Origin of the sequence: Desulfovibrio sp. UIB00 (assembly GCF_022508225.1) — a bacterium.
Classification (GTDB): domain Bacteria; phylum Desulfobacterota; class Desulfovibrionia; order Desulfovibrionales; family Desulfovibrionaceae; genus Desulfovibrio.
The window spans coordinates 1-19,082 of sequence record NZ_JAETXJ010000002.1 but is presented as its reverse complement, the minus strand read 5'-3'; the positions used below and the strand labels follow the sequence as shown (position 1 = coordinate 19,082).

At 58.6% G+C, this 19,082-nt stretch carries 18 protein-coding genes; 5 read left to right on the top strand and 13 right to left on the bottom strand.

The features are described 5' to 3' along the window. The first annotated feature begins 119 nt into the window (after nucleotides 1-119). From JMF94_RS02905 to gatA, 3 genes are all read left to right on the top strand, one after another. Nucleotides 120-1,514: a hypothetical protein gene (locus tag JMF94_RS02905; protein WP_240823697.1), complete on the top strand. Its 1,395-nt coding sequence runs from the start codon at nucleotides 120-122 to the stop codon at nucleotides 1,512-1,514. 35 nt (nucleotides 1,515-1,549) lie between these two features. Next, entirely contained in the window at nucleotides 1,550-1,846 is a 297-nt protein-coding gene (gene gatC, locus JMF94_RS02900; RefSeq protein ID WP_240823696.1) for an Asp-tRNA(Asn)/Glu-tRNA(Gln) amidotransferase subunit GatC, read from the top strand. A gap of 129 nt (nucleotides 1,847-1,975) precedes the next feature. Next, entirely contained in the window at nucleotides 1,976-3,436 is a 1,461-nt protein-coding gene (gene gatA, locus JMF94_RS02895) for an Asp-tRNA(Asn)/Glu-tRNA(Gln) amidotransferase subunit GatA (protein WP_240823695.1), read from the top strand. Between the two features lie 582 nt (nucleotides 3,437-4,018). Here gatA and JMF94_RS02890 read toward each other — a convergent pair. The 5 genes from JMF94_RS02890 to JMF94_RS02870 all read right to left on the bottom strand — a co-directional run bounded on the left by JMF94_RS02890 (nucleotide 4,019) and on the right by JMF94_RS02870 (nucleotide 8,160). Beyond that, the gene (locus tag JMF94_RS02890) at nucleotides 4,019-4,255 is read right to left on the bottom strand and encodes a hypothetical protein (protein WP_240823694.1); all 237 of its coding nucleotides are present in this window, start codon (nucleotides 4,253-4,255) and stop codon (nucleotides 4,019-4,021) included. Between the two features lie 73 nt (nucleotides 4,256-4,328). Further along, nucleotides 4,329-5,099, bottom strand: coding sequence for a 4Fe-4S binding protein (locus JMF94_RS02885; RefSeq protein WP_240823693.1), 771 nt, complete (start codon nucleotides 5,097-5,099; stop codon nucleotides 4,329-4,331). Then, nucleotides 5,089-5,943: a substrate-binding domain-containing protein gene (locus JMF94_RS02880; RefSeq protein ID WP_240823692.1), complete on the bottom strand. Its 855-nt coding sequence runs from the start codon at nucleotides 5,941-5,943 to the stop codon at nucleotides 5,089-5,091. The genes JMF94_RS02885 and JMF94_RS02880 overlap by 11 nt, the downstream gene beginning before the upstream one ends. A 478-nt stretch (nucleotides 5,944-6,421) precedes the next feature. After that, entirely contained in the window at nucleotides 6,422-7,321 is a 900-nt protein-coding gene (locus JMF94_RS02875; protein ID WP_022657723.1) for a M23 family metallopeptidase, read from the bottom strand. Nucleotides 7,322-7,356: 35 nt separating this feature from the next. Beyond that, complete coding sequence (locus JMF94_RS02870) at nucleotides 7,357-8,160, bottom strand: tRNA 2-thiocytidine biosynthesis TtcA family protein (RefSeq protein ID WP_240823691.1); 804 nt, start codon at nucleotides 8,158-8,160, stop codon at nucleotides 7,357-7,359. A gap of 258 nt (nucleotides 8,161-8,418) precedes the next feature. On the opposite strand from JMF94_RS02870, the gene rpoZ reads away from it, so the two are divergent. Continuing rightward, nucleotides 8,419-8,655: a DNA-directed RNA polymerase subunit omega gene (rpoZ, locus tag JMF94_RS02865; protein WP_022657721.1), complete on the top strand. Its 237-nt coding sequence runs from the start codon at nucleotides 8,419-8,421 to the stop codon at nucleotides 8,653-8,655. A gap of 106 nt (nucleotides 8,656-8,761) precedes the next feature. Continuing rightward, on the top strand, nucleotides 8,762-9,868 hold the full coding sequence (gene dnaJ / locus JMF94_RS02860) for a molecular chaperone DnaJ (protein WP_240823690.1): 1,107 nt from the start codon (nucleotides 8,762-8,764) through the stop codon (nucleotides 9,866-9,868). Nucleotides 9,869-9,948: 80 nt separating this feature from the next. On the opposite strand, the gene JMF94_RS02855 is transcribed toward dnaJ, so the two are convergent. The 8 genes from JMF94_RS02855 to JMF94_RS02820 form a co-directional block, all read right to left on the bottom strand. Beyond that, nucleotides 9,949-10,278, bottom strand: coding sequence for a YnfA family protein (locus JMF94_RS02855; RefSeq protein WP_240823689.1), 330 nt, complete (start codon nucleotides 10,276-10,278; stop codon nucleotides 9,949-9,951). 733 nt (nucleotides 10,279-11,011) lie between these two features. Then, nucleotides 11,012-11,548, bottom strand: a complete 537-nt coding sequence (gene fliW / locus JMF94_RS02850; RefSeq protein WP_240823688.1) for a flagellar assembly protein FliW — start codon at nucleotides 11,546-11,548, stop codon at nucleotides 11,012-11,014. Then, nucleotides 11,527-11,763, bottom strand: coding sequence for a carbon storage regulator CsrA (gene csrA, locus JMF94_RS02845; RefSeq protein WP_240823687.1), 237 nt, complete (start codon nucleotides 11,761-11,763; stop codon nucleotides 11,527-11,529). The genes fliW and csrA overlap by 22 nt, the downstream gene beginning before the upstream one ends. A gap of 96 nt (nucleotides 11,764-11,859) precedes the next feature. Then, nucleotides 11,860-13,389, bottom strand: a complete 1,530-nt coding sequence (gene flgL / locus JMF94_RS02840) for a flagellar hook-associated protein FlgL (protein ID WP_240823686.1) — start codon at nucleotides 13,387-13,389, stop codon at nucleotides 11,860-11,862. 9 nt (nucleotides 13,390-13,398) lie between these two features. Beyond that, nucleotides 13,399-15,513: a flagellar hook-associated protein FlgK gene (gene flgK / locus JMF94_RS02835; RefSeq protein WP_240823685.1), complete on the bottom strand. Its 2,115-nt coding sequence runs from the start codon at nucleotides 15,511-15,513 to the stop codon at nucleotides 13,399-13,401. Between the two features lie 2 nt (nucleotides 15,514-15,515). Next, the gene (flgN, locus tag JMF94_RS02830; protein ID WP_240823684.1) at nucleotides 15,516-15,983 is read right to left on the bottom strand and encodes a flagellar export chaperone FlgN; all 468 of its coding nucleotides are present in this window, start codon (nucleotides 15,981-15,983) and stop codon (nucleotides 15,516-15,518) included. 231 nt (nucleotides 15,984-16,214) lie between these two features. Then, nucleotides 16,215-17,738 (bottom strand): rod-binding protein, encoded by a 1,524-nt coding sequence (locus tag JMF94_RS02825; protein WP_240823683.1) that lies wholly within the window; start codon nucleotides 17,736-17,738, stop codon nucleotides 16,215-16,217. After that, on the bottom strand, nucleotides 17,739-18,851 hold the full coding sequence (locus JMF94_RS02820; protein WP_240823682.1) for a flagellar basal body P-ring protein FlgI: 1,113 nt from the start codon (nucleotides 18,849-18,851) through the stop codon (nucleotides 17,739-17,741). Nucleotides 18,852-19,082: the final 231 nt, after the last annotated feature.

The window sequence follows — 19,082 nt, the reverse complement described above, 5'->3', positions numbered from 1 at the left end:
CACGCCCCGAACTTGCAACCACGCCTACCCTGTACTAAAAAGGTCTGGTTCCCTGAACCAGACCTTTTTTTGCGGCCCGCGTACGGCGGGCCTGCCGGTACTACAACCAGGATACCGTCATGAATTTTTGCCGCTCTTTCGCCGCGCTGGCTCGCAACGTTTCGCTGCTGGCGCTTCTTGGCTGTCTTGCCGCGTGTCAGATGCCCTTTGGCCTTGGTCAAAGAGCGCCCGAGCCAAAACCCCAACCGGTTGCCCCCGCTCCCGCCACTGGCCCTTGCGTGGTGCTGGCCCTGCCGTCTTCCGGCACGTATGCCCCCATTGCGAGCAAGGTACGCCACGGTGCGCAGATGGCCCAGAACGAGCTTGCCGCCAGCGGCGTCAAGATGCGCCTTGAAACGGTCAATACCGAAGCCGCCGACTGGTTGCAGCGTCTGGACGCGCTGCCCCCGGCCTGCGCTGTTGTGGGCGGCCCCCTGCAAGCGCGCAACTACGCTCAGGCCCGCGAGCATGGTCAGCTCGAAAAAAGAGCCTTCTTCACCTTTGTACCTTCACTTGAACAGGGTGACGAAGGCGCGCGCGCCTGGCGCTTCTTCCCCAGCCCGCAAGACCAGATCGACACGCTCATCAATTTTGCCAGCACTGGCCTGAACATCCGCACCTACGGAGCCTTCTATCCTACCGATGCCTACGGTGTGCGTATGACCGGCCTCATGGAACAGAGCCTTGCCAGCCACAACATGCTGCTGCAAAAGGCCTCGTATAACCCCGCCGACTCCACCTCTTGGAGCAATGCCGTGGCTCCGCTCATCAATGCCCAGACGCCGCAGGGCAGCAAAACCCCTGTGCCGCAGACATCCTTTGAAGCCCTGTTCCTGCCAGATTCGTGGAAGAGCATGGAAATGCTGACCACAAGCCTGCTCTATAACGGCGAGGATCGGCTGGTGCTCCTGGGTACCACGCTTTGGGAGCAGAGCCTCTCCGGCAAAACGATTGCCAATGCCGACAAGTTCGCTCTGGCGGTCTTTCCCGGCGCATGGAACCAGCCGCAGGCCCCCCGCGCCCTTCAGGCACCCGGCACGGACTTCTGGAACGCTCTGGGCTACGACTTTGTGCGCTTTGCCGTGTCCATGGGGCTTGATTCGCGCCTGACAACGCCGCAGGTCACGGCCCGCGCGCAGCGCGCCTCCAAGATGATCTGGGGCATGGCCCCCATTTCGTGGGACAACGCGGGCGTTGCCCACCAAAAGCTCTTTTTGTTCGGCGTTTCGCCCACTGGCATGACGCCCGTGGATGTGGAAACCTTCCAGCAAACCCGCGCTCGCGTATTGCAGCAGGCGGCTCTGCGTATGCAGGGTCTGCCCCCCGTGGACGCCACCGGCGCCCCCCTTGCGGCTCCTGCCGCAGGTGCGGAAGCCGCCCCGGCAGTGCAGACAGGTCAGACGCCGCCGTCTGCGCCTATCATGAGCAACACGCCGCGCCCCTCGTATAAACTCAGCCTGCCCGCTGCGCGCTGATCGCGCCCGCAGGCATTGCCTTTAAAGGACGACACATGGCAGACAACAAAACCATCAGTCTGGAAGAAGTGGCCCACATGGCTACACTTTCCCGGTTGAGCGTCAGCGAAGAAGAACAGACCCTGTTTGCCCGCCAGATGGGCGATATTCTGGCCTATATGGACGTGCTTGCGCGCGTGGACACCAACGATGTGGAGCCTCTGTACAGCCCGGCCCAGCACCCCGGCCCCCTGCGGGACGATGTGTCGGCCCGGCGGCGTGAGCGTAGCGAAGTACTCGCCAACGCGCCCGAGGCTGATGGTGAATATTTCATCGTGCCCCGCATCGTCTAGCGCAGTTCCAGAGCAATATTGCTCTGGTCCGGCCCTGTGCAGCAGCCCGGCAATCACCCGCGCTGAAGCATCCCGCACAACAACGCACACATTGCGCAAACCGCAGTGCAGAACATATTTGAGAACGCCATGACAGAAATTTGTTCCCTCTCGCTTACCCAAGCGGCTCAGGCCCTGCAAAAAAAGGAACTGAGCGCAGTTGACGCCGTTACGGCCTGCCTTGCGCGCATGGATGCCACCGAGCCGCGCATCGCGGCCATGCTGACCGTGGACAGGGAAGGGGCGCTTGCCGCTGCCGCCGCTCTGGACAAGGAAGGTCCCAATCCGGCAAAACCCCTGTGGGGTGTGCCGGTAACGGTCAAGGACGCCCTCTCCACCAAGGGGCTGCGCACCACCGCCGGATCGCGTATTCTCGAAAATTACACGCCCTTTTATGATGCCTTTGCCGTGCAGCAGCTACGCGAGGCCGGAGCCGTCATTCTGGGCAAGAACAACATGGACGAATTCGCCATGGGTTCCACCACGGAAAATTCCTCCTACCAGACCACCCGCAACCCGCGCGATGTCAACCGCGTTCCCGGCGGCTCCAGCGGCGGCTCTGCCGCGTCCGTCACTGCCGGGCAATGCTTTGCATCGCTGGGTACGGACACCGGCGGCTCCATCCGTCAGCCCGCCTCACTGTGCGGCTGTGTGGGCCTCAAGCCCACCTATGGCCGCGTGTCGCGCTACGGCGTTATCGCCTACGGCTCGTCACTGGATCAGGTGGGCCCGCTGACCCGCAGCGTGGAAGACTGCGCCCGCGTACTCGGCGTTATTGCCGGGCATGACCAGCGTGACGGCACCTGCGCTCCTCGCCCGGTGGACAACTATGTGACGGCACTGAACAGCAAGCCCCTCAAGGGCGCGCGGCTGGGCATACCCAAGGAATTTTTTGGCGAAGGGCTGGCCCCTGAAGTACGTGCCGTATGCCAGAACGCCATGAACATTGCTCAGGCCCAGGGTGCGGAACTGGTGGAAGTAAGCCTGCCCCACACCGATGCGGCCATCGCCACCTACTATATCATCGCCATGGCTGAGGCCAGTTCCAACCTCGCCCGCTTTGATGGCGTTCGCTATGGACGCCGCGCAACGGATATCAAGAATCTTGAAGACCTGTACGTGCGCTCGCGCACCGAGGGCTTCGGGCAGGAAGTCAAGCGGCGCATCATGCTGGGAGCCTACGTGCTTTCCTCCGGCTATTACGATGCGTACTACCGCAAGGCCGCTCAGGTGCGCCGCCTCATCCGCGATGAATACCTCGCCGCCCTTGATACATGCGATGTCCTGTGGGCTCCGGTTTCGCCCGTTCCTGCGTGGAATGTGGGCAGTCTGACCGCCGATCCGCTCCAGATGTACCTCATGGATGCCTACACGCTTTCGCTGAACCTTGCCGGGCTGCCCGGGCTTTCCATGCCCGTAGGTGTTGGCGCCGAAAGCGGGCTGCCCGTGGGTATGCAGCTTTTTGGCAAGGCCTTTGCCGAGGGCGAGTTGCTTTCTCTTGGCTATGCCTTGGAGCAGGTTTTGCCGGGAGTTGGAGCGGCGAAGTTGTAACTTGGGGTTGCAGATTCTTTCTGAATAACGCAGGGGGCAGGCCGAGAGGCTTGCTCCCTTTTTTGTGGTCGGCATTGCTGCCCTGCGGGCGCTTGGTTTCGCCCTCCGGCGAAGTTTGGGACGCCTGCGCGGCGTGCGATTTCGCCTGCCCGGCGAGGACTGTTCTTTTGATTGTTTCTGCCCTGCGGGCACTGGATTTCGCCCTCCGGCGAAGTCTGGGACGCCTGCGCGGCGTGCGGCAAGGTGGGGCCGGTTATGGGGCTACGCCCCCTTCTCGGCCCCCCTTGCATCCCCCCCGAAGCACCCCCTAAGAGGGGCTGTCAGCTTCCTAAGCGTGGCGAGGGCAACGCGTCTCCTGCTGCGGGAGCTTCCCTCACTCGCTACGCTCGCTCAGGTGATCTCCCTCCGCGACGCGTAAATGCCAGAGTTCGCTTTCGCTTTGAATCGGACTCCGTTTCAGCCCGATACCTCTAATAATTTTCATGGTTGAAAGTAAGGCTTTGTGGCGTCAGCCTTGGCAATGAAAATTGTTCTACCTTCAAAATACCAAAGCAAAACTCTGCTTGCATGATTCCGTGTGCGCTACCCACTCTTATTCAGTCCAACATAAGCAGATAACTTGTGGGTCAAAAGTTTCAGCCGCCATAAGGAACTGGTCGTGGCGTTGCCTTCCTTAAACTCGCCGGAGCGAAGCGAGGCGATGGCTGGTGTTGAGTGAATTTGCAAAATACGCGTTTTGCGGCCTGAATGCGTCAGCGCCGGGATTTTGAGCGCAGCGTACTCATGTACGTGAGCATCAAAATCCCGGCGCTGACGCATTCAGGGTGCAAAAGTCGGGTTTGCGTAAATGCGCTCGACAGGCTCTACCCAAACCCCAATCAAAAATTTTTCTCTACTTTTGGCCCTTCACACCAAAACGGATGCAATCCGTGGGGCAACTCTCCGCGCAATCACCGCAATTGGTGCAATTCTCCTCGCCCGGCCTCGTCCGCATAACGCAAACCCGCCTGCACTTGTCGCAATCATTGCACTGCTCCGTTCTGTAAAAACGGAACGGCGCAAACTTGCGCGCAACCTCCAGCGCCGCGCCAAAAGGACAGACAAACCGACACCAGCACATCAGCACCACCAGCCCCAACGCCAGCCCGCCCAAGGTGATAAGCAGACGCAAATCCCACATGGGGAAAGCATGCTTCCACGTAAGCCAGGCCGAAGGCCAAAATTCCCCCACACGGATAGGAACGTCCACGCGCGGCTGCCCCAGAACAAACCATGCTGTCAGCCCCGCCGCCAGCACCAGATACCGGGCCCAGCGAAAGTTCGCCACGCCCACAGGGTTGGGGCCAAAGCGGAAAGGATTGAGCGCGAGCACCCGGTTCACAAGCTGCCCTGGGCACAACCAGCCGCAAAAAGCCTTGCCAAACAGGGCCGCCACAGCCAGCCACACGCCCCAGAATCCCCAGAACATCCGCGCGGCCTGACCGGGACAGGTAATGACCGGACAGTTCTGGCAGCTCACAAAGGGCACAACAAAGGGGCAACGGAACACGCCAAACAAGGCCCACTCGCCCAGAAACAGCGTGGAGGCAAACAATACCGCTCGATTACACCACTGGAGCGCCCTCAACCGCAGGCTGGGACGGGCGACAATTTCATGCAACATCCTTTACCCCCAGCTTTTCCACAAGTTCCATGCCCTTGGGCGAAATGGCGGGAATAAAGCCCGCCACTTCAAAAAAGGCCTGTCCCTGCGCACTGGTAATCCAGTCCATATAGGCTGCGGCCTTTGCCGGGTCGGAGGCGTTGGCCATCATGCCCACGGTAAAGGTCAACGGCCCGGCGGGAAAAAACCGTTCGGGAATTTCCACCAAGTCCAGCCGATCAGCAAACCGCGTCATGCGGGTGATGCGCCGCTCCACGATCATGGCGTCAGCCTTGCCCTCGGCAACGCTTTCTACAGAACGCTGTACACAACTGCCCTGCTCGGGCACATTGGCAAGCACCTTGGGCGTGATGTCCGCAGCCTTGAGGATGCCCATAACCGCCTGTCCACCAGGAGCGGAAGCATCCCGCGCCATGGAAACCCGCACACCGGGGCGGGTCAGATCTTCAATATCGTTGATTTTAGCGGGATTTCCCTTGGGAACCGCAATGACATAGCTGGTAAAACACAAGGGCCTGAAATTGACCATCTTGCCAGCCTTGCGCAGATTCTGGGCCAGAGCCAGGACGCGCCCGGCGAAGACCTCGGTCTGCCCGCCGCCAGTCAGCAGGGATTTGCCCAAGGCCGCTGCAAAGGCCCCGGTGTAGACAACTTTGACGCCCGAGTGCTGCTGATAGGCCTCATGGGCAGGCATCATGGCCTCGGCAAGGCCGCCGCACGACCATACCTGCAAGGTTCCGCCCTCCGCCGCATTGGCGGTTTGCGGCGTCAGCATGGCAGCGCCCGCTGCCCCCAGCGCCAGCGATTTGAGAAAATTGCGCCGTCCTTTTTCGGTAGTTTCCATATGCCTCTCCACAAAGAATAGTGATCCAGCAAAAGCGCAAAGCGCGCATTCAACCCTTAAAAATAAAAAACGGTTCCGCATTCGGGATGCGAAACCTGTATTGTGAGGGGGAGCGCCTGAGCTTGATTGATCGGGGAGGGGGAATCAGCGGAAAGCCCGACCAGCGGCACGTAGCGAGACAACCTGCCCCACAGCGTCCGCACGTCAGGTCATGCCCGCGCCCCTGACTGCAAACATGCTTGCAGTCAGCAGCAACGGAAATGTCGCGCTGATGTCAGAGAAATTACGGCAAGCAGCGCCACGCAGACCAGCACGCCGGGGCATGCTGTGCGCGCAGCTCGTAGGCCTGCCAGAAATTTTGTGATGCTTGCGCATGGTGCCGCATTTTCCCCATTGCTTGCGTACGCCGCCGCAAACCGTTTATAGATGCGCGCGCCGGGTTCATGATGCAAAAATGAACAATCGGAAATGGTGGGGCCTACTCCAGAATATAGCGCATGGGGTCAACCGGCACACCGTTAAGGCGCACCTCGTAGTGCAGGTGCGGCCCGGTGGTGCGGCCACTCATGCCCACATAGCCCACAATTTCGCCGCGCTTGACCCACTGGCCTTCCTGCACGGCGCAACGCTGCATGTGACCGTATTTGGTGACAATGCCGCTGCCGTGGTTGATCTCAACACTGAAACCGTACGCGCCATCGCGCCCCGAGAGGGTCACCATGCCCTGGGCTGGAGCCATAATGGGCGTACCGATGCGGTTGGTGATGTCCAGCCCCTTGTGGAACTGTCCCCGCCCGCCAAAGGGTGCGGAACGCCAGCCAAAACTGGAAGAAACAAAACCCACCACAGGCCAGATGGTCGGCATGGAAGAAAGGGCATCGCGGTTTTCGCGCAGGGCCAGCAGCAAGTCCTGCTGGCGCACTTCTTCAAGTCGCACGGATTCAGAGAGCCGGGTAAGGAATTCAAGCATCTTGCGGGCGGCAAGTTCCTGCCGGTGCAAGGGCAGATAGGTACGCGAAAAATCCCCCGGCCTGTCGCCGATGGAACCGGCCTCCGTGGGATCTTTCTCCATATTCATCATGATGCGCAGCTTGGAGTCGAAGCTTTGCACCCGCTCCAGATCACGCCCCACAACAGAAATACGCTCAACCAGATTCACAAGCTGGCGGCGCTGTTCTTCAATGGTTTTGTCTGCATTGCGCAGGTCGTCGCCCAAGTGCCGGGTTTCAAGCCAACTGCGCAGCAGCCAGACATTGCAGGCCACAAGGGCCAGCACCAGCACGCAGGCAATAAAGCCAAACCAGCCGCGCATGCGCAGGTTGCGGCTGCCGCTACGACCTTCAGTGAAGATGACTATGTGATATTTGCCGAACAGCATTGGGCTAACACTCTAGAGCCGGGATGCGGCCTGTGTCAATCCGCACCGCCGTCACGCGATTCTGCGTCTGGCAGGGGCTGCTCATCACCCAAGCCCGCAACCGCGCTGTTCTTTTCAAGCTGCCAGCGGGTCAGACCATTAAAAATACACCGGCGCGAATCTTTGGATACCCCATACAGGTGTTGCAGTGTTTCCCCCATGGAACTGCGGGCGGTATTGCCTGCCGAGGGGCAGGCATTGGCCCAGATGGGCAGTTCCCACTGCTTGGCGGCCTTGAGGATAAACTTTTTTTCCACCAGCAGCAGCGGCCGTATCAGTTGCAGGCCGCCACCAAAAAACGATTCATTCATGCTCATGCCGTCCACACGCCCGTTGCGGCTCAGATTCATGAAGAACGTCTGCACCAGATCGTCCGCATTGTGGCCAAGGGCGAGGTGGGTCACGCCATACTGGGCGCACAGCTCAAACAGGCGCTTGCGCCGCAGCCAGGAACAGCGAAAACAGGCCGACCTGCGCAGATTTTTTTCTGAATGCGCGTCCGGGCCGTAGGTTGTCATTTCTATGTGGCCGGGTATGCCCCGCTTGGCCAGCCAGGGCAAAAGAGCCGCATGGCTCTGCTCGTCAAAGCCGGGGTTGAGGTGGATCGCCATTATTTCAAAGTGAAAAGGTACGATTCCTTGGCGAATTTTAAGACTTTGCAGCAGCACAAAGCTGTCTACGCCGCCAGAAACGGCAACAGCCACACGGCATCCAGGCCACAGCATGCCTGTTTTCTGCATGGCCTTGCCCGCGCTCTTAACACAGGTTTCCTGCGCGAATGATCTTTTTTCTCTGCTCATAATTTTCCCGTAAACGTGTTGCCGGCAAAACCGTTAAATTGGGGGATGCCTGCTGTTCCGCGCTGGCTGCCGTTTCAGCAGCCCTATTGACAGCACAGCGGACGACATATATCAATTCTTATTTCAGCAGGGGAATCCTGCACCAAGGCGTATGCACACGCCCGGCCTTTACAAATGGTCGGGCGGTATTATTTATCAACCGGGTTGCCCGTGGCGGCCCGGAATGCGGCGTTTAAGCCGCGTACTTACGGAGGCAGCATGGCCCGTATTACCGTGGAAGATTGTCAGCAGCGCGTGGACAACCGTTTTCTGCTGGTGCAGATGGCTATCAAGCGTGTGCACCAGTACCGCGAAGGCTATGAACCGCTGGTAGAATCCCGCAACAAAGAGGCCGTAACCGCCCTGCGAGAAATTGCCGCCGGAAAGGTTCTGCCTGATGACGACAGTCTTTACAACCCCCTGCCCGGCCATAACGCGGCCGCCGCAGAGGAATAGCCTTTTGGGGACAAATTGTCCGCGCGGCGGCTTCCCCAGGGGAGCCGCCGCGTTTATGTACAACCTTTAGCACAGGCGCACAAGCCGCACAGTGACCGGAACTACGATGGAGCTCGATTACTACGAAGTGCTGGGCGTAAGCCGCAGCGCCGAAGATGACGAAATCAAACGGGCCTACCGTAAGCTGGCCTTGAAGTATCACCCTGACCACAACCCCGACAATGCCGAGGCCGAGCAAAAGTTCAAGGAAGCCGCCGAAGCGTATGACGTGCTGCGCGACCCTGAAAAACGAGCGCGCTATGACCGTTTTGGGCGCGCTGGCGTTCAGGGCGGCGCGGGCGGTTTTGGCAGCAACGATGATATTTTTGCGCATTTCAGCGATATCTTCGGCGATCTTTTTGGCTTTTCTACCGCTACGCGCGGCCCCAGGCCCATGGCCGGGGCTGACCTGCGCTACAACCTGACCATCACCTTTGCCCAGGCCGCCAAGGGCGACGAGATCAGCATCTCCCTGCCCAAGCATGTTACCTGCTCCGAATGCAACGGTAGCGGCGCAGCCCCCGGCAGTAAGGCGGAAACATGCCGCCAGTGCGGCGGCAGCGGTCAGGTACGCCGCTCACAAGGATTTTTCCAGATATCCATGCCCTGCCCCTCCTGTCAGGGTTCGGGCCGAGTCATCACCAAGCCCTGCCCCAAATGCAAGGGCGAAGGCATCACCACAGACACCCGTGAACTTGTGGTGCGCGTACCTGCCGGTGTTGACAGCGGTACCCGCCTGCGCGTGCGCGGCGAGGGTGAACCCGGCGTTCACGGCGGCCCGGCTGGCGACCTCTATGTTGTGCTCACCGTTGAGCAGGACAAGCGCTGGCAGCGCCAGGGACAAGACCTCATTTACTCCCTTGAGATCAGCTTTGTGCAGGCGGCCCTTGGTCATCGGGCAGAAGTCCCCGGCATTGACGGCAACCTGCCGCTGGAAATCCCCAAGGGCATTCAGAGCGGCACCCTGCTGCGAATTTCTGGAGAGGGCATGCCTTACCCCGGGCGCCGTTCGCGCGGCGATCTGCTGGTAGAGGTTAAAGTGATTACGCCCACCCGCCTTTCTGCCAAGCAGGAGGAACTGCTGCGCGAATTTGAGGCAGCGGCGGAAAAAAGCCCCCTGGAAAAGGTCAAAAAGGCCGCAAAAAAAATCAGCAAGGCCATGGGCATCGACTAAACATTCCTCTCAGTATCACGAGCGTAAAAAAGCCGGGTTTGCACCCGGCTTTTTGCATTTGTGGCGGAGAACTCGAGCCTTCAGGCGGCTGTTCCCCAGCCGGAAACAATAATGCCCATACCCACCAGGGCCACCGCACCGCCCAAGATATCCGTGCTGGCCAGCGGTACACCGTCAACCAGGCGTAGCCACAAGAGGGCCGTGACCACATATACGCAGCCATAGGCGGCATAGACCCTGCCACTGGCTGCTGGGTGCAGGGTCAGCAACCAGGCAAACACCGCAAGACTCAGGCAGGCGGGCACCAACAGCCAGGCAGAGTCCCCTTTGCGCAGCCACAGCCAGGGCAGATAGCACCCTGTTATCTCTGCCAGGGCCGTGGCCACAAAAAGCGCGAACGTCTTGATCATCAATGTACTATTCCTCTGATGGTCGTGAGCGGAATGGTCCGCAGTGCAATTTTGAGTGCTTCGTTTACTGCCAATATCCCGGTAATCACTGTAAGTCTGGCAAGTACCGTCTGCGAAGCAAAATAGCAAATACCGCACCGATGTTTGCACAACAACACAACGGTCATAACTGCCCCACACGCCCACGCAAGGCTGGGGCTTTTGGGAGGAAGGTGAGGCTTATGCTCTGGCGGGAAAAACATTTTGGCCCGGCGGCATCTGTGGTATGCCGCCGGGCCAACATTGTCCTGTTTACCGCTCCGCCAGGCGAGGAGAGAACGGCACGGACGCAGAGGCAGGCAAAACTGTTCCGTTAAGGGGTACGGGTTCGCAGAAGGGGTCTGCGGATTTTGCCGAGGGTTGCCATCTGTAAATTCTACAGCCGGTTATGAGGCCGATCAATTAATGATTCCCAAACAAACAAGTTCTTTTCTTGACTGTTTGTGCGCTCAATCTAGCACCTTGTCAAAAAGCATGCAAGTTATTTATTTCACCACCGCTGCTTTTTCCACTAACAAGTTCCGCGCAACAGCGCAACGCCAAACTCTTTAAATACAAAATGTTACAAAATTACTTCGTCTGGCAGCAGCCAAAGCCCGTGAACAAAGCGCGAGCGCGTCCCAACCGAACTCCACACGAAAAAACCCGGCTGTTTCTCAACAGTCGGGTCAATGTGGCATCAAAAAGTAACGTGCTATTCCGTGGGTGTGGCCTTGGCGCAGCAACATTCCTGAGAGTTGGCACTATCAGCAGGCGTAGTTTCTGCACCCTGAGCTTCTTCCACAGGTTTGAGCGAGTGCAGGTTCACCTGCTGCAAACCCTCGCCGCACTGTGGCACCTGCAACCCCACTCGGGCCTCATAGTTGATAACAATGGGGCCGGTGAGATTAAGCGCGGCCTGTTCGGGCGCGCCCGCAGGAATGGAAACCGTCACCAGTACGGCGGCCTGCTCAAGACTCTCTATATGGAGCAATTGCCTTTCGGCATCTCCCACCTGGGGTGCGTAGGATTTGTCAAAAAAACTGTAAGGATCGGCCACCAGCAGGCCCACTACCGGGGTATGCACGCTCTGCAAGATAAGCAAGGGCGCTTCAGGTCGGATCTGAAGCAGGATAAAATCCCGCTCGTTTTCAAACCCGGCCAGCCCACGGGGAAAGTGCACAACCTTATCCGTATCGATACAACGGCGTCCAAGACGGGTGTCGATTTCTATTTCTTTGTTTCGTGCCATAGTTCAGCAGCCACCATGAGGTCGTTATTACTGGTTTCAAGGGCGCGCCGGTTTTCTTCAACAACCCGCTTGTACACTTCTTCGCGGTATACCGTGGTGTCATCGGGTACTTCCAGGCCCAGTTTGACCTGCTTCCCCTGCATGCCCAGGATAGTTATGCGTATATTCTCGCCCAGATATAGGCTTTCTCCCGGGCGTCGCGTCAATATGAGCATAGGTGCTTCCGTTAATTATATCGTTGCATGAAACGCTCCCAGGCAGCGTTTGTTATCTGCCCGGCATCAGGCGGCAAAATCCGCCGCTACTCGGCATCAGAGATAACTGGCCAGGCTCATCTGCATTATCTTTGAAGAAGACTGAAGCACTGTCTGATACGTCAACTGTTGCCGGGTCAGCTTTGTCAGCAACTCGGTCAGGTCTACGTCTTCAGTATAGCTCAATCGTTCCTGCTGGTCCAGCTTTTGAAAGCTGAGCACATCGCTGGCAGTGGACACCCGGTTTTCAAGCCCGCCGATGCGGGCTGTCTGGGTGAGCACATTCTGCTGCACGGTGGCAATTTTTGCGAGCGTCTGCTGGCAGCCTTCCTGATTGTTATTTTCGCAATAGCTGACGAATTCGCCCACCATGTCAAACAGGTTTGTCGCACCTGGCAGGGCTGGCTTGCCTTCGTAGTATCCGCCAAAGATATCCTTGCCCACGTTGTTTACCGAAATATACGAACCCTTCATGATTTCAAGATTCAGATCGGCGCGGTCAGGGTGCACAAGAATCTGCGTGCCAGCGTTTACGGTGTTGCCGGTAACGCCTGCGGCGTTCACATCCACATATCCGCTTGGCACGAGCAGTCGGAGCTTGTTTGAACCATCAGTGGCGGCAGTTGCCGCTACCCAAGTTGAGCCACTGTCGGTGCTGTACGAATAGTTGACTGTGCTACCCGTCAAGGAAAGGTTGGCGTTGCTGTCCATGCGCACAAGAACGTTGTTGCCAAATGCACCGGCGGCAGACGTGAGAAGACCCGACGGCCCGCCCATGGCAGTTGTCTTCGGCGGAGGGTCATTGTCATCGCCCTGATAGACTGCTGTAGGCCGGATATACACCAAAGTGCCGTTCTTTGAACCTGCCCCGGCGCTCGTGTCGGCTGCGGTAACAGCCATATCGTTCTTCATGGTGACGGTTACGCCGTTGGCCGTCAGCGTTCTGCCAGCCGTAGTGCCAGTGGTCCAGGTGGTGCCTCCATCATTTGACCAGCGAAAGCTCTGCGCCCCGCCATCCAGAGTTCCAGTAGTGGTAAACTGGATCATCATGGATTTGCTGGACGCGCCCTGAATCGTATAGCCCCCAGCCTGAATGGCCGTATTCCAGTTGGTATCAGCGCTGGTCAGGGCCAAACCTTCTTCAAAGGCGTTGCGGTCATAGCGCTGACCGCCAAAAATACTGTTGCCCTCATACTGGGTGTTGGAAAGATTGAGCATCTGGCCAAATATCTGTCGGGCCTGGTCGGCGATCTGTTTGCGGTTCTCTGCCGAATAGGTACCAGTAGAGGCTTGCTCGGCCAGCGCTTTAAGGCTTGTCAGAGAGTTGCTCAACTGTGTTCCAAGCACGTTGTCGGCAAGCGACAGCCAGCCCTTGGCCGTATCCACATTGCTCTGATACTGGGTGGTGGTGCTGATGTCGTTACGGGTCACCAGCACACGGTATGCACCCGCAGGATCATCAGAGGGCCTGTTGATCTTTTTCTGCGAAGAGCCTTGCTCGTTGCTTTCCATGTAGGCAGCCAGACTTTTCTGCATCTGGCTCGTCATTTTGTCATACATGGTGTTTTGCGTAACGCGTATTGCCATGTCAGGCTCCTATTGCTTAAGCCCAAGAAGGGTTTGCAGCATCTGGTCGGCGGTGGTTATCAATTTTGCCGCTGCCGTGTAGGAGTGTTGGTATTTGATAAGGTTGGCCATTTCTTCGTCAAGGTTGACACCAGATGCAGAACTTACCTGCTCGGAAAGGTCGCTGGTGAGCGCCTTGTGGTATTCCGAATTTGTTTTGGCAAGGCGGGTATCCGCACCCACGGTTGTAACCAGGCTGGCATAGTACTGGCCGATGGTCTGGTTGCTCGTTGTCTTCCACGCGGTAGAAATGGTCACGTTGGTGCTGGACAGTTTGCCAATGGCTGTTGCCGTGGCATTGTCGCCCTTGTTGATCTGCTGCTGCCCGTTGACCTGCCCGGCGGCAATGTAGTTCACATTGTCGTGCAACTGGCTGCTAGTGGCGATGTTGCTGGCATCTGTGCCGGTAAAAAACGTATTCACGCCGAGGGCTGCCATCATGCCCGTGCTGTCGGTGCCCAGCGCGAATTGCAGGTTGCTGCCAGCCGCAGTGTTGAGCACAAGCTTGCCATCCTGAATACTCGCCGTAAGTTTGCCGGGGAACGAAGAATTGATGGCGGAAACAACGTCATCCAGCGAGTGCTTGCTGGGGTCAAAATTCGGCGTTCCGGGGGTAATGCTGCTGAAGTCGATCTGCCCCGACGAGACATAGTCGCCCGAAGTTTTGTTGTAAAAAAAGAAATTGACGTTGCCGGCCTGGAGTCTGCTGGACTCCGGCAGCACAGCCTGCGCCGAGCCCAAGGGCACCGCAGTATTGGAAATACCCTGCTGCCCCTGCGCATAATCAAACAACGATGTGCCCGCACCCTGGCTGTGAATACGGTTCACTTCCCAGATAAGCGACTTGGCGGTGGCGTCCAGCTCGTCAATGTACCGTCCGCAGTTGTCATCGCGGATATTAAAGTAGGTGGTCAGCTTGCCGCCAGACACGCGGCTAGGGTTGTCCGTACCGTCAAAACCAACCTGGGGCGTTACATTTTGCGGGCCGCGCGTGGGTTCAATCCAGTAAAGTCCGGTCTTTGGCGTTATGTCGAACTTGTCGCCAGCATTAAAATTGCTGATCGAGCTGAAGGAAATCTTCAGATTCTTCACCTGCACGGGGTCGGTGCTTGCGCCATTGGAGCTTATTTCGTAGTGCTGCTCCTTGCCGTTCTCATCACGCAGCCATGTTTTGCCGCCGTCCAGCGAAACGCGGAACGAGGGGTTACCCGTGCTGCCTGCCGCGCCAGCAGTGCCGCCTGAAATGACTTCTACCGTATATTCATGACTGTCGGATCCGTCATATTGGATGTTTCCAGCGTAGGAAGATCCTATGGCAAGCCGGTTTTCCGCGCGAGGCGCAAGAACCTGCAAGTCATTGGTTGTAATACCCTGCACCAGCGGCTGCCCGGTGGAGAGCGAAACCGTAAAATCACCGTTTCCTGCGTCTACAGTCTGAACATTAACATACGTAGACATTTCGCGCACGAGCTGATCGCGCTGGTCAAGCAATGCATTGGGATTGCTTACTCCATCGATGGTCGTGGCATTGATCTGTTTATTAAGAGAAGCAATGCTCTTGGCAAGCTCATTGACGCGGCTAACTCCCTGATTGATGGAAACATCCATCTGGCTTTGCAGCGCCTTGACGGATGCAGAAGTATTGCCGAGCATGTCGCAAAGGTTGTCTGCGTACGAAAGCAGATCTTCACGCGAGGCAGTATCGCCAGGGCGCTGCGCAAGTTTCTGCCATGCCGTAAAAAAAGCGTTCATGGACGAACTTACGCCCGCCCGGTTGGATTCGTTGAAAAGGCTTTCCAACGTCCCCATGATGTTTTCTTGTTCTCCCCAGCGGGCGGAGTTGGTGGACTGTCGCACGTAAGAGCTTTCAAGAAAGGAATTGAAGTACCGCAGCACCTGCTGCGCATTGACGCCAAGGCCCTCGCCGCCCGGTTTGGCGGTGATGGTGCCGGCGTCGCGCTGGTCCACATAGCGACGGGTGTAGCCTTCGGTATCGGCATTGGCGATGTTGCCGCCCGTGACCGAAATCCAGGCTTGCGCGGCGTTGAGGGCTGTCCTGCCCACATTCATAAGACCGCTGAGCATGGCTACAGCCTCCCGGAGATCAACGCGGCCTGCGTCTGCCGCTGCACACTCATACCACCACGGCGGCCATAGGTTTCCGCCTTTGGCGGCATGGCCTGGCTTGTGAGCGCCTGAAGCGTCCGGCTGCTCTGATCAAGCAGTGCCAGAGAAAGATTGGTATTGCGTGCGGCCTGGCGCGCAACCGACTGCTCGCTTGCGTCTATCTGAAGCAGGGTTTCCCGCAGAACAGCGCCCATATCTTCAGGCAGTGCAGTGGCATATTCCATGGCCCGCATGCCGCCCAACCCTCTGATGACAGAAGTTTTTTCCACGGCCAGATGGCGGATCAGCTCCTGTATGGAAAACTCAAGAGACACCACAGCATCAGTATCGCGCTTGAGAAGGCAAGTATATTCTTCTTCAAGAAGGTCGCGCAGCAGGCAAAGGGCCTTATCCTGACGCGAAAGCGATTCGTAAATGGCGTTGTGCATGTGAACCTCCCGAGGGCCTTTGTTTTCAGCCGTAGTCAGGATATTGCCCGACAGGAAAAGGCAGAAACTGCCGCCCCGGCACAATTAAAGCAAAATTCGTGCCTGAAAATCCTTCCGGCGCAGGCTTCCAGAGCGGTTGAACGAGAGAGTCATCATGGGGAGCCGCACTCGCCGCTGAAGCACACCAGCGCCAGCTCAGCCCCGCCGGAGCAATCTCGCAACAGGTACTAGTTAGGGTTTGCCGTACACGTCCGTAGCTGTCAGCGGCGGTATACCCGAGGCTGCCGCGCCCTTGACTGCTCCGCCCTGGCCGCCCTGACGCACGAATATCTGCCCGCCCGTCAGCGGCACAGGACTGGTCACGCCCTGAGCAGATGCGGGCGAAGCCACAGGGGCAACACCGGGGTTCACAGGCTGATTGGGGGCCTGGACGCTGGGGCTTGCAGGCTGACTTGCTGCCAGAACTGCGGGCTGACCCGCCGGGCCCATGGGCAGGCTGCTTACCTGCGCTGCTGGCTGTGTACCCTGTGAAGGAGCCTGCTGCAGGCTTGCACCCTGCGCCTGCTGGGCATGGTAGGCGGCAATGCCAGCACCCGCATTACTGTTGGGGCCAGCGCCGTCAACATTGAGCGTACGGATCAAGCCCTGCTTGCCGCCTCGCCCTGTGGGCGGAATATTGGTGGTATAGCGTACCTTTTGCGGCTGCGGAGGCGCCGCCTGGCCTACCGGAACGCTTGAGCCTGTCTGCATATTCTGCCCCTGCATGGCCTGCTGGTGCATGGTCGCCTGCATGCCTCCAGCGGAGTTCAGGGATTGGGCATCCAGCACATTCCCCGTAAGCGGCGGAATACTCATGCCGGACATGTCCATCTGCATGCCCCCCTGATCCCAGTTCTGTCCGCCCGCCTGTGCGGCTCTGCTCTGCGGCTGGGCAAGGCCCAGCATCTGCTGCATTGGCGGGCGCACCGCATTGGGCCCCAGCTTGCTGCCCGCTTCAAACTGCGCCTTGCGGGCAAGGTTGAGGCCGGAATTCATATTGCCGACAACATTGGTGGTATGTACCACCCTGTGGCGCTCCGGCTGGGCCGAGGCCTGCATGGCCTGCTCGGCAAGACGCGCAGCCTCTTCAGGATCCTGCCCGCCTGCAGCGACCTGAGCTCCGGTCAGCGTACGCGATGCAGCGGAGCCGTTTTCCGTATGCCCGGCGTCCTGCATGGGGGCAACACCGCCGTACACCGACGCAGCAGTGCTTGATCTCCCAGACTTGCCCTTAGCTGCATCCTTGTCACTCTCGTTGTGCGGGCTATCCGCCTCCGGTGTTGGTGGAAGCATGGGGGCGGCTTCAGGCGTAAAGGGCCGCTGAATGGCGGAAGCATCCGTCGCCGTGGCGCGGCTTGCGGATGTGAGACCGCGCGAAAGCTGGGCGTACATCATGTCGGCCAGACCTATGCCGCCAGCCGATGTCATTTTTTTGGCCAATTCCTGATCGTACATGCCCTGCCAGAACTGCTCCTCCTTGCCGTGCAGCAAGGTGGACTTGGGCAGGGTTTTGCGCATTTCTTCCCACATTTTCTGGATGAAGATGGACTCGAAGCCCTCGCAGGATTCGCGCAGCTTCTTTTCCTTTTGCGCAGGGTCAATATTTTTCCCGCCCAGATTGCCAAGGCCCGCCAGGCGCGACTGAACTTCCTTGCGGGCAACTTCGCCCGCTCCGGCATCAGGAGGAATGAGAGCGGTTGACATGGGCGTGGTCATTTAAATTACCTCCAGATCCGCGTGCAAGGAGCCCGAGGCCTGCATTGTCCGTAAAATGGATATGAGGTCGCGGGGGGTTGCGCCAATGGCATTAAGGCCATCCACCAGTTCCTGAAGGGTCGCGCCTTCCACCATCATAAGATGGCGGTTTTCTTCGCGCACGTTGGTTTCCGTCTGCGGCGTCACAACAGTTTGCCCTTGCGAGAAGGGGCCGGGCTGCGAAACCTGTTCGCTTTCCTGCACAGTGATTTGCAGGTTGCCGTGAGCCACGGCAGCGCGGGAGATGCGCACGTCGCGCCCAAGCACAACCGTACCGGTCTTTTCGTCCACCACCACCTTGGCGGAGGTGTCGGGGCTGACATCCAGATTTTCCACTGAGGCCATAAGCGGCACAAGGTTGTTGCGATACTGGGGCGGCACGTCCATGGTCACGCTGGTGGCGTCCACTGCGCGGGCATAGCGCCCGCCCATGGCCCCATTGAGGCGTTCCGCAATCTGCTGCGCTGTGGAAAAATCGCCCACGCGCAGATTGAGCGTGAGTTTGTCCTGCTGGTTGAACTCAAAGGGAATGCCCCGTTCCACAATGCCGCCGCCGGGGATGATGCCCACGGTGGCGATATTCTTTGTGGTGCTGGCAGCTTTGCCCGAGGCCGAAAAACCGCCCACGGTCAACGCGCCCTGAGCCAGGGTGTATATCTTGCCGTCCACGCCCTTGAGGGCCGTTTGCAGCAACACCCCACCCATGAGGGAGCTGGCGTCGCCCACGGAGGACACCGTCACGTCGAGCCTGGTGCCGGGCTTGGCCGACACTGGCATGCGCGCAGTGACCATAACCGAGGCCACGTTTTTGATTTTAAGTGCGGAGGCGTCCACGCCCACGCCCATTCTGTCCATCATGTTTTTCATGGAACTGAGCGTAAAGACGGAGTCCTTTTTGTCGCCGGTTCCGGCCAGGCCAACCACCAGCCCGTAACCGATGAGCTGGTTGTCTCGCACGCCCGAAAACGTGGCGATGTCCTTGATACGCACGGCGTGCGCAGGCAAGGCCCAGCACACAAGCAGGGCGGCGGTGGTTATCCAGAAGGCCGGATGGCGCAGTATTGTCAATTTCATGGCGCAGACTCCTTGCCGGAATACCGGCACACAGGGGATTGCAGAAACCATGCCGAACATGCCAACGTACTGCTGACCAAAACGAGCGTCCTGATCCTGACCGCCAGCCCAGACCTGTCCCCCTTTGCCTGCCCCGTAAAACGGTTTTCCGCCTGACCCTCCGTGCAGCAAAATCAGCACCGCCCCTTCAAGGGGCGGTTTGATTAGGCCCTATAAGGGCCTGTTACTCGA